This is a genomic window from Arthrobacter sp. AOP36-F1-5 (genome assembly GCF_058137995.1).
In genome coordinates this window covers 1,866,894-1,879,704 of the sequence record NZ_CM176892.1, presented here as the reverse complement: position 1 = coordinate 1,879,704, position 12,811 = coordinate 1,866,894, and the positions used below count along the sequence as shown (strand labels likewise).

Below are 12,811 nucleotides of genomic sequence, written 5' to 3'. Positions count from 1 at the left end.
TTCATGCGGGCCATGGAGGCATGATTTTCGTTCTGGAAGCGTGTTTGCGGGCTCTGCGCTTGATGGGAACTGTTTAAAGGTGTTGGCTTGAGAGGTGTATATGCATCTAGTGGGAGGAGAAACGTGAGCGACGCCGGAGCGGCTAAGACCGCAGCCGTGGAGAAAATGGGCTTCAAGGATGGAGACCTGATCCAAGAGCTGGGTTATGACGACGACGTTGACGACGGTCTCCGTGACACGTTGGAAGAAGTTACCGGCCACGCACTGCTGGCCGAGGACGAGCATGAAGTCGTCGACGGCGTCCTCCTGTGGTGGCGCGAAGGCGAGGGCGACCTCGTAGACGAACTCGTCGACTCGCTGACCACCCTGGACGAAGGAGGCGTCATCTGGTTGATGACTCCCAAATCCGGACGCGATGGCTTTGTCGGTGTGCCCGAAATTCAGGAAGCCGCCCCGACTGCCGGGTTGCATGTCACCAGCAGCGAAGGTGTTTCCGAGGACTGGACGGCGACCAGGCTCGTGGGGCGTCGAAAGAACTAGTGACGACTGACCCCGGAACTCACCCACTGGTGGGTTCGCTGATCCCTGCTGTGAGCCTACCGAATCAGTTCGGTGAGCCGGTGTCCCTGGAGGGCATCGGCGCCGCACGGGCTTTTGTGGTGTTCTACCCGTTTGCCTTCTCCCGGGTCTGCACGGGCGAACTGGCTGCCTTGGAACGAATGCGTCCGGCACTAGAGGCCTCAGGGGTTTCACTGCACGGGATCTCCGTGGACCATAAGCACGCCTTGCGGGCCTATGCGACCGAGCAGGGCATCGGGTTCGACCTGCTGGCTGATTTCTGGCCCCACGGCGAGGTAGCCCGGGCCTTCGGCTGCTTCGATGAGGACCACGGCCGGGCCCTGCGCTCAACGTTCCTGCTCGCCGGTGGGCGCGTGGTGGACCATTTCAGCAGCGGTATCGGTGAACCGCGAAGCGGTCAGGATTACCTCGACGCGGTCGCCCGGCTGAGTCCCTGATGAGCTCCTGAAGCGGCCCCCGCGGCCCGAGTTGGTGGCGGAGCCGTTTACCGGTAAGCTCGATCCCCGCAAGGGCCTTTAGCTCAGCTGGTAGAGCGTCACGTTTACACCGTGAATGTCATCGGTTCGATCCCGGTAGGGCCCACCAGAAGGTCGTTATTCAAACCGGCGACATTACCGGTTTGAGACCTCGACTCAGCGGCCCGCCCCTCGTGGCGGGCCGCTATCGTCTGTACACCAGGGTCGAAGAATGCGTTGAACGGTTCGCCTGGCTCACCAATGACGGTGCCTTCTTCGCTGAGGTAGAACTTGTCGAAGAATGCCTGGTTGGTGATGCGCCGTAGCGAGTCATCGATGCTCATGTATAGCTTGTAGCAGTCCTTGGCCAGCGCGAGGCAGTCATCAAGGTGGGCACTTGCCAGTTGGTACTCCATGTCACCGGCTTCGATCTGTGCTTCGAGAAACGCGAGCCGTCTGCCGATGCGATCCTGCTCTGACTTGAGAAGATCAAGCGGTACCGCTCCCGCATAGTGAGCTTGTAAGAGTTTTGATCGCTCTGCCTGGAGATCGTCGCGTTCGAGCACGTGTGCGTTGCGTTCTTGCTTCACGGTGGCGTGGAGTTGAGAGAACTGCGCCGTGATGAGGGTACGCAATGCCTGGATGGTGTGCTGAGGAATTTGGATGCGCCGGTAGTAGTCTTCGACCGCGGCTTCGACATCAGGCACATACATTGCGGTCGTCAAGTTCTTGAGACAGTTTCGTAGTGTTCTTTTTTACGCGGCCAGGGGTTCCTGGACACGACTCTGATGGCTGGCCAAGGCCATTGCTGGTGGAATGCCTCCGGCCCGACGATTTGGCCTGCGGCGGTTGTACCAGGACTCGATGTAGTCCATGACCGCACTCCTGGCAGCGACGCGGCTAGCGAAGCGCTCGTGGTGATAGAACTCGGTCTTCAAATGCGAGAAGAAGTTCTCGGCGACGGAATTATCCCAGCACACGCCCACGGCCCCCATCGACTGGGTGACCCCGTTGCCTGAACACCATTTCTGGAACTCATCCGACGTATATTGAGCCCCTCTCTCGCTGTGAAAAATAGTGCCCGGACCAGCGAAATAGCCGTGGTCCCGCGCCATTTTCAGCGCCGAGGTGCAGAGGCTGGCGCGCATGTGATCGGCCATCGACCAGCCGATGACCATGCCCGTGCAAAGGTCGATCACCGTGGCCAGGAAGAGCCATCCTTCACCAGTTCGCAGGTAGGTGATGTCCCCGACCAGACGGGAGCCGGGGGTCTCGGCGGTGAAGTCCCTCCGTCCGTCGTCATTGAGCATGTGGTTCTCGATGTGGGCGGTCTTGGCCTGCGGATCCTGCACGGTCGTTGCCTTCCAGGCCTTCGTACGCACCGCCCGCAGGCCGTTGGCTCGCATGATCGCCCCGACGGTCGGGGCGGAGACCTTGGTCCCGGCGGCGTTGAGCAACAGGGTCAACTGGTCCCGTCCGGCGCGTTCCTTTTCCTTGTTGAACAGCGTGGTCACTTCCTCGGTGAGCTGCTCGTGGCGCACCGCCCGCGGCGTCGGTCCCGCGGGCCGGCGCCAACGGTAGAACGATGCCCTGGAGACCTTCAGTGCACGGCATAGCCAGGCGATGGACTGGTTGGCCTTCTCTGCTTCGATGAACTCGTAGAAGTCCTCTACTTCTGCTTCGCGGCAAAGAAGGCGCTGACTTTTCCCAGGTTATGAGAACGTTCACATAACCTGGGTTATCCGGATCGTCTGGTTATGCGGATGTCTGCATGACGTGCCTGATCAGCGGGCCAAGTGGTGCCGAAAGTTCCACATAATCCCTCCGATCGGAGGATCGTTGCTCTTCCATTCGTCAAGTGGAAGGACAAGGATCATGGGCGATCCATTGAAGGTGCGGGTCTCGGGCCCGCTCGCGGGGCTGGTGCCCGACTTTAGGGAAGAACTGTTTCGTCTGGGCTATGCCCCAGGCACGGTCACGCACCAGCTGCGGTTTATCGCGGGCCTGTCCCGTTGGCTTGCCGACAGAGAAATGGGCGCGGACGGCCTATCGGAGTCGGTAGTCGAATCGTTTCTGCTCTCGTGGCGGCGCACGCACGTGAATTTGCGAACGGCGCGGGCATTGCGGCCATTCATCGATTTTGTCGACGCGCAGGGCATCGCTCGCGAACACGATGCGCCGAAACCGCTCTCGGAGGCGGATCGGCTGCTTGCCGGATTCGCTCTGCACCTGACCTCGGAGCGGGCGCTGCGCCCGGCAACGGTGAGGAACTACCTGAATCAGGCCGGGCCGTTCATTCGGTGGCGGGCAGAACGCAGCGGCGAGGATTTCAGGTCCCTGACCGCCGATGAAGTCAGCGGTTTCCTGTTGGGGCTTGCCGGGAGGCAATCCATTGGTTCGGTGTCGGTCGCGGCGACCGCCATCCGGTCGTTGCTGCGGTGGATGTTCATGACCGGCATGACTGCCACGAGGCTCGATGGAGCGGCCGGACCGGTCGCCTATTCCTCATATTCCGGGCTGCCGAAGGCCATATCCGACACGCAGTTGCAAGATATACGCCGGCAGGCAGGCGATTGCGGCGCCGAGGCACTGCGCAACGTGGCGCTGGTCGCGGTACTTTCCAGATTAGGCTTTCGCTCCGGGGAAGCCGCTGCGTTGGGAATCGATGACATCGATTGGCGTGCGGGCACAATCACGGTGCCCGGCAAGGCGGGTCTGCCTGCGCTGATGCCACTACCGGCCGATGTCGGAGCCGGCCTTGCCGACTATTTGCGCGCGGGGCGCCCAGCCACGGACGATCGGCATGTATTTGTCCGCGCCCTGGCGCCGCACAGGTTCATGACTGCCGGGGGCATCAGCCAGATCATGACCGGCCTGGGCGTCCGGGCAGGCATCAGCGAGCGGATCGGCGCGCACCGGTTGCGCCACACAGCCGCTACCGCCCTTATGGCCGCCGGTGGCAACCTGAGCGAAGCCAGCCAACTATTGCGCCACGCCGATCGTGCCACGACCCGGATCTACGCGAAAGTGGACCTGCAGTCATTGCGAACAATGGTCGTGCCTTGGCCTACTGCTGCGGTGGCCGTCAGCGATCCTGCCAGTGGTGCGCAGGTGTCGTGGTGACCGCGGAGAAGAAGTTGGTCCAGTACAGCGGTGAGTATCTGCAGCTGCGCCGGGCGATGGGGCACAGGCTGGCTCGACACGAGCAGATACTCTCGGGCTTCTTCGCCGCGCTGGCCGCCACCGGGCAGGATTCGATCACCGTCGATAGCGCCATCAGATGGGCCTGCGCTCCGGACGGGGCCACACCGTGCTGGTGGGCTGAGCGGCTATCGGCAGTGCGCGGCCTGGCCGAATATATTCACAGCCGTGACCCCGACCGGGCCGAGCTGATCCCGCCCGGCGCCATCGCTGCCCGGACGGTCCGGAGGGTGCCCTATATCTACACTGACGAGCAGATTCGAGCGTTGATCTCTGCCGCATCGGCGCTGCATCCCACGGTTCGCGCTTTGACCATCTCCACGATCATTGGCCTGATGGCGGCCACGGGCCTGCGAATCAGCGAATGCTTGGCAATGAACGTCGCGGACCTCGATGTCGGGAACAACGTACTGGCGGTGACCGGCAAACGCGGTCGGCCACGGCTGGTGCCGATCCACCCCAGCACCACTGCCGCGCTTGTCCGCTACCGGCGGGCGACGACCGCCCTTATCGACGGGCCCGACGCTCAGGCCTTCTTTCTCACGTTCATCGGCACCCGGGTGCACGCCAGCAGCGCCGAGGTCGCCTTCCGTTCCCTGACCGACAAACTCGGCTACGCCGCCCACTCCGGAACCCGGCGCCCGAGATTGCACGATATGAGGCACACGTTCAGCACGAATGCACTGGTTCGAGCCCACCGGGAAGGGGCCGACGTCGATGCAACGGTGTCGGTGCTGGCAACATATCTCGGGCACGTCAGCCCGGTCAGCACGTATTGGTATTTGACGGCCACACCCCAGCTGCTGGAACTGGTACAGGCCAAGGTCGTCGCAGCCCAGCGGGACGGACGACTGCCATGAGCGCGTTCACCTCGACACTGCAAACGTTTTTCACCTCGTATCTCACCGGGCAGAAAGCGGCCAGCCACCACACGATCGCCTCCTACCGCGACACCTGGCGACTGCTTTTGCAATATGTCCACCAGCACAAGCACGTGCGCCCGGACCAAGCAGACTTCAGTGATCTCGACGCCGAGATGATTATCTCGTTCCTGAGTCATCTGGAAGAGGTCCGTGGCAACAGCCCAGTCACCCGAAACGCACGACTGGCCGGAATCCATGCCGTGTTCGCCTATGCCTCCTACGACCAGATACAACATGCAGACCTGATCGCAAGGGTGCTGGCGATCGCTCCGAAACGCACCGCCCGCCCCGACATCTGCTACCTCACCGATCCCGAGGTCAACGCGCTATTGGCCGCACCGGATGCCACGCGGTGGGTCGGCCGCCGAGACAGGCTGATCATAAGCACACTCGTCGTCACAGGCCTTCGCGTATCCGAGCTGACCGGCACCTGCTGGCCCGAAGTCCAACTCGAGCAGCCGAGCTATCTACGATGCCACGGCAAGGGACGCAAAGATCGAACCACACCACTGCCGCCGCCGCTGGTGCAGGCGCTGCGGTCCTGGCGAGGCGAGGTCGCCGACGCGGACGGACCGGTCTTCACCGGCCAGGGCAGCAATCGTGCGATCACGACCGCGGCCGTCACCAAGCGTCTTGCTGCCCATGCAAAAACTGCGCAGACGAGATGCCCTACGCTTCACGGCAAATCAGTGACACCCCATGTTCTGCGCCATACCTGTGCGATGAGAATGCTCGCCTCCGGCATCGACGCCGCGACCATTTCACTTTGGCTCGGACATGAGTCGCTCGCCTCGATCGCGTCGTATCTCCATGCCGACTTGGCCATTAAGCAACGCGCCCTGGATCGGACAGCTCCGCTGGCCACCGAAACAGGAAGATACAAACCGACAGGCGACCTCCTAGCATTCCTGGAGGGACTCTAAGGGATTATGTGGAACTTTCGGCACCGCTTGGCCCGCTGATCAGGCACGTCATGAAGACATCCGCATAACCAGAAGATCCGGATAACCCAGGAACTCGACCGCGGCCTTCAGCTTCGCGTTCTCGGCCAGTGCTTTCTGGTGTTCATCCCAGGGCACCGGGCACGGGCCTGGACAGTACCGGCCGTCTCGGGGTTGGCCAGACGATACCGGCGGACCCAGTTGCCCAGGGTGCTTGGTTTCACCCCGATTTCCTCGGCGACTTGATTCACCGAGCGGTCAGATCCCAGGACGAGGCGGACGGATTCTTCACGGAAAGCTGGATCGTAATTCTTCTTGCTACTGGCGGTCATCTGAAACGAGGGCTCCAATCAAGCTGTCTCACAAAACCATACGGCCGCATTTCTACGGAACAAAGAGGTTCATACTTAGACGATATTCGTGGCCTATTGCGAGATGCGAAACGGACAGAAGCCTATGGATAGAGGCGGGTGGCAGGCACTGTTTCGAGGAAGTTGAGTTCCTCTACCTCGTCGAGAGTCATCGCGATCAGGTCGATTGGGGGATCGAGGAGTTCAAGGAACATAAGAGATCGCAACGTTCGAGGGACATTCTCGTCGACGTATACAACCAAAATATCGATGTCTCGAGGTGTAGGCGAGCGCACTGCTGATCCAAAGAGCCAAACCTGGTTCACACCAACTTGGTCTGCGAGCAAGACGAGATGCTTCAGGTCCGGCCAGCGGTTGATTAGTGTGTTCAATCTCTGCCGAGTCGTGTAAATATTGCTTTTAGCAGATGTATCTCCACACCGGTTTGCTTCGCTGCGTCAGTGACCCGCGTGCTCAAACCGTTCGTGTTGGGGTTGGTAATTACGAACGCGTCTGGTTCTAAGTTGGGGTGTTCATCTAAGCGCTGATAGAGCTCGTCAACTGGGAACTCATATCGGTCGTGTGTGATGATAACCAAATCCCGTAGTTCTCGGCGCTCAATCCTCCAGGCTTCGAGTCCGATTCGAACAATATTGGTGACCTTGTTGTGTCGGATGAGCCGAGATCGCAGATAGGACTCATCGTTGTCTTGGAATTCGTGCAGGGGACTCGGCGATTTGAGTGCCTTTGAAGCTCTCCCGAACGTGTCAAGCAGCACACCACGTGCCCTTGCAGCTTCGAAGGCTCCAACGTCTGGGAACCGCCGGATAAGAACTATTGCTTCACATGCTGGATACGTAGAAAGTATGGTGTCTAGTTCACCAATCCCGAGAGGGGCGGGGCCGGGCTCAGCTACTACAATCAAACGCTCGCGGCCTTCGCAGTTAGTCAGGATGCCGTGATCTCCAATTGATTCAGTTTCAAGTTCACTCTTAGTGAGTTTACCCTCCACCCATGCCTGGATACTCATGCGATCTCCCCTCGAAATAGGTCGTCAATGGCTAATGGAAACCTTAAAGTTCTTGCAGACCAATCGCCATTCAGGTGCCGTTCTTCCAGTTGTCGAGCGTGAAGTTCGAACTCGGCAATCAATGCAACCTCGGCGGGAGTGAGAAGGTGTTCGTTAGCTCGAATGTGGGCGAGGATCTGATTGTTCACTGGGATGATATTGGACTTCGCCAAGGCAGCCCACTGATCTGCGCGATCTTCATCGTAGACGCCTTCTTGGGGGCCATATGCTGCAAAGACTGTCCGGTTTTTAGCCAGTAGAGACTTGAGTCTTTCGTGGGCTTCTGTCCGTGTCCCGTACCGCGGGGTTCCGAATGCGGAAGCGCGGGCCGAGACACTTGCTGCTTTCCAAGCACGGAGTAACTCGACTGGGTATTCAGCAGGATCCTTGTCTATCATCGTATGGCAGGTCGGACAAAGCACCAAGATGTTGCTTGCTGTGGCTCTTTCATCTTCGTCCAGATGCTGTTCATCCCCACCGCGCGGCCCGTCGAGACTCGCAGGGATGATGTGGGCAAGTTCTGAGACTGTTTTTCGCCTCAATATGGCATGTAGATCGCGACGGCAAGCAGGGTTTTGACAATGGCCACCAGACTCGGACCAAAGATAGTCTTGTTCCGCTTTTGGAATATTTTTGCGTTTTCCCATGAGGACTATTGTTTCAGAACGTGTCCGACTTATTAGGAGAGCCAGTCGGACGCCGCCAGTTACGTTGGTTGGCCACGTAGTGAGAGTAGCTAACCAACGACACTGGGTTATCGATTCGTGCGACTTCGTATTTGCTCTGAAATTGTCTCTATGACGATCGTGTCGTCCAATGTAGTGGTGGTGCCCACCTCCTTACCGTCAGCCACGTCCCTAAGTAGCCTTCTCATAAACTTGCCGGATCGAGTCTTTGAGAACTCGTTTTCCACGTACACGTTTCGAGGTTAAGCAATAGCGCCGATATGATCTGCGACGTGTTTCTTCAACAGAGCCTCGGCGTTTTCAACGGCCAAGAGATCCTGCTGCGTTTTGATACTCACAAAAGCGACGATTGTCTGCCCCGCAGTTGCATCACCTGGCTCTGGAATCGTGGAAAGCATAACCCTCGCCGTTCGTTCATCGGTCACAAATGCCGATAGCGTCTCCATGTTCTCGATCCCTTCGTCATTGAAGAGAAGTGGAGCAAATAAAACCAGGGTTACGCGTGAACGCGGCGTCGACCTCTCGAACGAACCGTGCCGCCGTGCGCCACTACAGCTGAACGAACAGCCCCGTCACCGATCCCTAACTGGTCCGCAACTTGGCTGAGAGTCAGGCCGTGGAGATAGATACGTGCGGCCTCAGCTCGTAGGTGTTCCGTATGCTCCTGCGTACGGCTAGAGTGACCGGCACGTTTGGCAATCTCGCGCACCGTCGCACGATGTATCTTGAACCTCGCTGCCAGCTCCTGTACAGGCACCCCCTCCGTGTACCCAGCGAGGAGTTCTTCATGATTCGAGGCACTCAAACGGGTTTGAGACTGACTCGAATTTTCTCGCACCGGGCCGCGAGAATCTACCAACGGGCGGGTTCCAGCGCGGGGTCGCAATGTCTTCGATCCCTTGATTACACGCAAAATTAACGTTCTTCGGGACTTGCTAGGGTTTGAGAAGTACCTATGGAGGCCCACGCTTCAAATCCCCGTTTTTCTCGCGGCACAACCGCGAGGAATACGGGGATTTTTGTCATTCCCCTGCGGGTACTTCGGCGTAGGCCCGAGAGGGCACGCTACTGCCCTGTGGGTCCCGCATCAACTACCAGGATCTAGGCTGTCCTGTATGCAGACCCGACTACCCTCCGACTGGACACCCTGGCGTCAGGGGTCCCCACTGGAGGGAAGACGGCCCACCAAGGCGGAGGTGGCCCACGCAGTGGACTCGGGGCAGGGCCGGGAAGACGTCCTGCCCTATCCGAGCGACCGGCTATCGGCCGAGCTGCTCCGATTGCTGATCGTGGGGATCAACCCCAGCCCGTGGACGGCAGCAGTGAATGCCCCTTTCGCCCGGCCCGGAAATCGTTTCTGGACTTCGCTGGCCTTGGCGGGAGTCATCGATCGAAAAGTTGATGCTTCGCGGGGACTCGCCGCGATTGACGAACGGATGCTGGCGGAGCGGGGCCTCGGAATTACGAACATGGTCTCTCGCACTTCGGCACGGGCCGACGAACTCACGACCGAAGAACTGAGGACCGGTGGTGCCCAGCTTGTGGAGCGGGTGCTCACTCTGCAGCCTCGAGCGGTCGGTGTGTTGGGGGTGACGGCGTTCCGTGTGGCGTTCAGGCAACCTCGAGCGAAGCTGGGGCTGCAAACCGAAGCCCGGCCACCAGGTTGGCCTGAGGAGGTGCAGTTGTGGGTGCTCCCCAATCCCAGCGGGCTCAATGCCCACGAAACTGCCGGATCGCTCGCGCAGAAGTGGGAAGAGGTCTGGCACGCCAGTGCCTGAGCGGGGGACCCTGCCCGCCGTGGAAGGGATGACTCCGCCCGTCCGGGCGGCATCTACTCCGCGGAGGGCCGACGGCGCTGGGCTTTGACGTCCGATCGCTGTTTCTTTGCGGCTCGATGTCGGCGTTTGGAACCCCGTGTTGGTTTTGTCGGACGCCGCTGGGGTCCCGCCGGGGCCAGGCCCTCGCGGATGAGCTGGGCCAGCTTCTCCACAGCGGTCTCGCGGTTTCGACGCTGCGCGCGCTGCTCGGAGGACGTGACGGTGAGGGCTCCCGCGACCAGCCGAGAACCCAGACGGTCCAACAGCAATTCACGCTGTTCCTCGTTAACCGTGGTCGAATCGTCGATGTTCCAGAACAGTTCCACGCGGCTGTCCGTCTTGTTGACGTGTTGCCCGCCGGGTCCCGAGGCGCGTGAGAAACGCCAGCCGAGCTCCGAGGCCGGGATCGTCAGAGCCGGAGATACGTGCACATCCATGAATCAAGCGTCCCACGAAGCAGTGTCCCCGGGAGTCCCGCCGTCGTACTGGCCCCTGCTGGTGGGACGCCGGAACCTCCTGCGGAGCCGCCGGGTGAGGCGAAGCCAGGGCAGGTCGTGGGGCCAATGCAGGAACACCGTATGGAATCCGCGTCGCAAGCGCAGGGCTGCCCCGCCATCATGGAAGGGGCGCATCGAGATGCCGGTGCGCAGGGTCGGCACGAAACGGAGCACATGCTCGACGCCCAAATGGAATGAGAGATCGAAATCATCGTGGACCAACCAGCGATCCGTATGGAGGTGATCTTGGACCTCGTGCCAAGCCCGGCGTCTGAAGGCCATATTGGAGCCGAAGAGCGGCACATGCCCGAGGGCCAAAGAAGAGAGCGCAAAATAGGGCAGGAGGTAAGCCAACAGCGCCGGTCTGCGGAGGGCCGAAGGTCCGTCATTGAAGTGGGCTGGACCAGTGATCGCATCCACGCTGGCGTCGGCGTGGAAGGACCTGAGGATCGTGGTGATCCAATCCGGAGCCGGCACCGAATCGGCGTCCAGTCGGGCCAGGATGTCGCCACGTGCCCGGTTATAGCCGGCAGCACTGGCGACACCGATCCCGGGGCGGGGTTCGAAGAGAACCTCTGCCCCGTTCCGCCGGGCCACCCCCGCGCTATCGTCGCTGGAGCCATTGTCCACGACGATGATTTCCCGGGGGGCCATCTGTTGCCGGGCGAGTGCCTCCAGGCAATGCAGCAATTTCCTGGCGTCGTCCTTGACCGGGATCACCACACTGACCGTCGATCGGTTCATGGGAGCTCCGATCGATCATGCTGCGCGGCAGCCTGCGCGGCGGAGCCCGACGGGACGGCGGATTCCGGGGGATCAGCCGTCAAGTAGGGAAGCAGGAATCCTCCGATCAGGGCCCCCAAGCCATCGGCCGCCAAATCGCCCATGGTGTCCTGGTATCCGACGTGCACCTCCGGGTCGATGAGGGTGTGTCCGGCCCACTCCAAGAGCTCCCAGACGGCTCCGGTGGCCAAACCGAGAAGGACGGTCGCCAGGATGAGTGCACCGGGACGCTGGGTGGTCGGTGGCAGGATGCCTGCCCGTTGGGCGATCACCACGGACAGGACGGCAATCAGACCGCCCAGGACGGCGTGCATGAACTTATCCCACCCCGGCAGGAGCACATACAGGTCGAAGACATTGCTCCAGGCGGCTGCCAGCGAGGCGATGCCGACACAGAGGTCCAGGCTGCCGCGTAGTCCCAGCGCGCGGGGGATCAAGGTCGCCAGCACGGCCAGCATGAAAACCGCCACTTGGATCCACCCCCACCCCACGCCAGCGACCACGACGCTGATGAGCATCGCGGCCCGAGCGACGTCGGCGAGCAGCACCACCCGGTTCACGGCAGACCCGAAGAGAGCCTGCTTCACCGTTTCGATGACTGGCCTCCTTCGGGTTTGGCCGAAAGGTTCGGGCCGAGGTTCAGTACTGCCTGCACCGGTTCATGATCCGAAACGGCCGCGCCGCCCAGACGCAGCGCATTCACACCCGCCGACTCGACCTCCAGATCGGGGGAGACGAGGATCCAGTCCACACGGGGGCCCGTGGTTGTGGGGCTGCGATACCTGGAGAACGTCGAACAATCGGCGCCGACCCTTCGCGTCGACACGTCCATGGCATCGGACAGAACGCGGTTGTCGACCAGCTCACGGTGGGCCGGTGAGCCGGCCGTGGCATTGAAATCGCCCATCATGATCACTGGGCCGCAAAGCCCTGCCACGACCCGGCGCAGGAGTTGAGCCGAGGCGATGCGCGACGGCGCGGAAAACGGATCCAGATGGGTGACCAAGGCGTGGAACCTCAGGCCGGTCTCTAGATCGTTGAACTGGCACTGGACCACGAAGCGGGGTAGCTGGTTGCCGAAGGAGCGTGAGCCGGGCCGTTCGGGTTGGACCGAAAGCCACCAGTATCGGGAGTCGAGGAGACGGAGTCGACGCCGATCGTAGTGCAGCTCGCAGCGTTCCCCCCGGCCACCGGTGGAACGACCGGTACCTACGTGTGCATACCCGTTGCCGAGCAGGTTGCGAATTTCCCGCGAGGGGCCGGGCAACACTTCCTGCAAGGCCAGCATGCTGGGCTGCTCGGCGGCCAACAGACGTTGCAGGAGCGGGCGCCGCCGTGCCCAACGGTCCGCCGCCGGGAACCAAAAACGGGGCATTTGTCGCCGGACGTTCAACGTCATGACATGCAGCAGAGGAGCCGGCGTCGGGCCGATCAGCGGGGGAGGCGAGGAGTGGGCGGGGAATGACCGCAGAACGCTGTTTCCCTCGCCCGCCCTGCTGCCCATGCCGTC

16 protein-coding genes and 1 tRNA gene are annotated in these 12,811 nt (G+C 61.1%); 7 read left to right on the top strand and 10 right to left on the bottom strand.

Annotated features, from left to right (window positions below):
- Window positions 1-123: 123 nt before the first annotated feature.
- From AC3ZI9_RS08630 to AC3ZI9_RS08620, 3 genes are all read left to right on the top strand, one after another.
- A complete protein-coding gene (locus AC3ZI9_RS08630; protein ID WP_441380672.1) occupies window positions 124-540 on the top strand; it encodes a DUF3052 domain-containing protein in 417 nt (138 codons plus the stop codon).
- A 50-nt stretch (window positions 541-590) separates the two neighbouring features.
- Window positions 591-1,016, top strand: coding sequence for a redoxin domain-containing protein (locus AC3ZI9_RS08625; protein ID WP_489923456.1), 426 nt, complete (start codon window positions 591-593; stop codon window positions 1,014-1,016).
- A 72-nt stretch (window positions 1,017-1,088) separates the two neighbouring features.
- A tRNA-Val gene (locus AC3ZI9_RS08620) sits at window positions 1,089-1,164 on the top strand.
- Between the two features lie 625 nt (window positions 1,165-1,789).
- On the opposite strand, the gene AC3ZI9_RS08615 is transcribed toward AC3ZI9_RS08620, so the two are convergent.
- Window positions 1,790-2,686 (bottom strand): IS3 family transposase, encoded by an 897-nt coding sequence (locus tag AC3ZI9_RS08615; RefSeq protein WP_489924030.1) that lies wholly within the window; start codon window positions 2,684-2,686, stop codon window positions 1,790-1,792.
- Between the two features lie 223 nt (window positions 2,687-2,909).
- On the opposite strand from AC3ZI9_RS08615, the gene AC3ZI9_RS08610 reads away from it, so the two are divergent.
- Genes AC3ZI9_RS08610 through AC3ZI9_RS08600 form a run of 3 tightly spaced genes read left to right on the top strand, consistent with a single transcriptional unit; the run spans window position 2,910 to window position 6,081 of the window.
- Window positions 2,910-4,157, top strand: a complete 1,248-nt coding sequence (locus tag AC3ZI9_RS08610) for a tyrosine-type recombinase/integrase (protein WP_443384259.1) — start codon at window positions 2,910-2,912, stop codon at window positions 4,155-4,157.
- Window positions 4,154-5,095 carry a tyrosine-type recombinase/integrase gene (locus AC3ZI9_RS08605; protein ID WP_443384260.1) on the top strand — a complete coding sequence of 314 codons (942 nt, stop codon included), beginning with the start codon at window positions 4,154-4,156 and terminating at the stop codon, window positions 5,093-5,095. Before AC3ZI9_RS08610 ends, AC3ZI9_RS08605 begins: the two co-directional genes overlap by 4 nt.
- Complete coding sequence (locus AC3ZI9_RS08600) at window positions 5,092-6,081, top strand: tyrosine-type recombinase/integrase (protein WP_489923455.1); 990 nt, start codon at window positions 5,092-5,094, stop codon at window positions 6,079-6,081. The genes AC3ZI9_RS08605 and AC3ZI9_RS08600 overlap by 4 nt, the downstream gene beginning before the upstream one ends.
- A 107-nt stretch (window positions 6,082-6,188) precedes the next feature.
- Here AC3ZI9_RS08600 and AC3ZI9_RS08595 read toward each other — a convergent pair whose 3' ends face one another.
- From AC3ZI9_RS08595 to AC3ZI9_RS08575, 5 genes are all read right to left on the bottom strand, one after another.
- Window positions 6,189-6,431 (bottom strand): transposase, encoded by a 243-nt coding sequence (locus AC3ZI9_RS08595; RefSeq protein WP_489923454.1) that lies wholly within the window; start codon window positions 6,429-6,431, stop codon window positions 6,189-6,191.
- Window positions 6,432-6,553: 122 nt separating this feature from the next.
- Window positions 6,554-6,796, bottom strand: a complete 243-nt coding sequence (locus AC3ZI9_RS08590; protein ID WP_489923453.1) for a nucleotidyltransferase domain-containing protein — start codon at window positions 6,794-6,796, stop codon at window positions 6,554-6,556.
- 41 nt (window positions 6,797-6,837) lie between these two features.
- Window positions 6,838-7,479, bottom strand: coding sequence for a hypothetical protein (locus AC3ZI9_RS08585; RefSeq protein ID WP_489923452.1), 642 nt, complete (start codon window positions 7,477-7,479; stop codon window positions 6,838-6,840).
- On the bottom strand, window positions 7,476-8,165 hold the full coding sequence (locus tag AC3ZI9_RS08580; RefSeq protein WP_489923451.1) for an HNH endonuclease: 690 nt from the start codon (window positions 8,163-8,165) through the stop codon (window positions 7,476-7,478). Before AC3ZI9_RS08580 ends, AC3ZI9_RS08585 begins: the two co-directional genes overlap by 4 nt.
- 281 nt (window positions 8,166-8,446) lie before the next feature.
- A complete protein-coding gene (locus tag AC3ZI9_RS08575; RefSeq protein WP_489923450.1) occupies window positions 8,447-8,650 on the bottom strand; it encodes a hypothetical protein in 204 nt (67 codons plus the stop codon).
- 669 nt (window positions 8,651-9,319) lie between these two features.
- Here AC3ZI9_RS08575 and AC3ZI9_RS08570 point away from each other — a divergent pair.
- The gene (locus AC3ZI9_RS08570; protein ID WP_489923449.1) at window positions 9,320-9,982 is read left to right on the top strand and encodes a mismatch-specific DNA-glycosylase; all 663 of its coding nucleotides are present in this window, start codon (window positions 9,320-9,322) and stop codon (window positions 9,980-9,982) included.
- 53 nt (window positions 9,983-10,035) lie between these two features.
- Here the strand turns inward: AC3ZI9_RS08570 and arfB are convergent, their stop codons facing one another.
- Genes arfB through AC3ZI9_RS08550 form a run of 4 tightly spaced genes read right to left on the bottom strand, consistent with a single transcriptional unit; the run spans window position 10,036 to window position 12,700 of the window.
- Window positions 10,036-10,458 carry an alternative ribosome rescue aminoacyl-tRNA hydrolase ArfB gene (gene arfB / locus AC3ZI9_RS08565; protein WP_489923448.1) on the bottom strand — a complete coding sequence of 141 codons (423 nt, stop codon included), beginning with the start codon at window positions 10,456-10,458 and terminating at the stop codon, window positions 10,036-10,038.
- 3 nt (window positions 10,459-10,461) lie between these two features.
- The gene (locus AC3ZI9_RS08560) at window positions 10,462-11,262 is read right to left on the bottom strand and encodes a glycosyltransferase family 2 protein (protein ID WP_489923447.1); all 801 of its coding nucleotides are present in this window, start codon (window positions 11,260-11,262) and stop codon (window positions 10,462-10,464) included.
- A complete protein-coding gene (locus AC3ZI9_RS08555; protein ID WP_489923446.1) occupies window positions 11,259-11,888 on the bottom strand; it encodes a DUF2238 domain-containing protein in 630 nt (209 codons plus the stop codon). Before AC3ZI9_RS08555 ends, AC3ZI9_RS08560 begins: the two co-directional genes overlap by 4 nt.
- A complete protein-coding gene (locus AC3ZI9_RS08550; protein ID WP_489923445.1) occupies window positions 11,885-12,700 on the bottom strand; it encodes an endonuclease/exonuclease/phosphatase family protein in 816 nt (271 codons plus the stop codon). The genes AC3ZI9_RS08555 and AC3ZI9_RS08550 overlap by 4 nt, the downstream gene beginning before the upstream one ends.
- Window positions 12,701-12,811 lie beyond the last annotated feature (111 nt).

Coding starts and splice junctions, on each gene's coding strand:
- AC3ZI9_RS08610 (WP_443384259.1), top strand. CDS start 2,910: ATGGGCGATCCATTGAAGGTGCGGGTCTCGGGCCCGCTCGCGGGGCTG.
- AC3ZI9_RS08600 (WP_489923455.1), top strand. CDS start 5,092: ATGAGCGCGTTCACCTCGACACTGCAAACGTTTTTCACCTCGTATCTC.
- AC3ZI9_RS08595 (WP_489923454.1), bottom strand. CDS start 6,431: ATGACCGCCAGTAGCAAGAAGAATTACGATCCAGCTTTCCGTGAAGAA.
- AC3ZI9_RS08585 (WP_489923452.1), bottom strand. CDS start 7,479: ATGAGTATCCAGGCATGGGTGGAGGGTAAACTCACTAAGAGTGAACTT.
- AC3ZI9_RS08580 (WP_489923451.1), bottom strand. CDS start 8,165: ATGGGAAAACGCAAAAATATTCCAAAAGCGGAACAAGACTATCTTTGG.
- AC3ZI9_RS08575 (WP_489923450.1), bottom strand. CDS start 8,650: ATGGAGACGCTATCGGCATTTGTGACCGATGAACGAACGGCGAGGGTT.
- AC3ZI9_RS08570 (WP_489923449.1), top strand. CDS start 9,320: ATGCAGACCCGACTACCCTCCGACTGGACACCCTGGCGTCAGGGGTCC.
- arfB (WP_489923448.1), bottom strand. CDS start 10,458: ATGGATGTGCACGTATCTCCGGCTCTGACGATCCCGGCCTCGGAGCTC.
- AC3ZI9_RS08560 (WP_489923447.1), bottom strand. CDS start 11,262: ATGAACCGATCGACGGTCAGTGTGGTGATCCCGGTCAAGGACGACGCC.
- AC3ZI9_RS08550 (WP_489923445.1), bottom strand. CDS start 12,700: ATGACGTTGAACGTCCGGCGACAAATGCCCCGTTTTTGGTTCCCGGCG.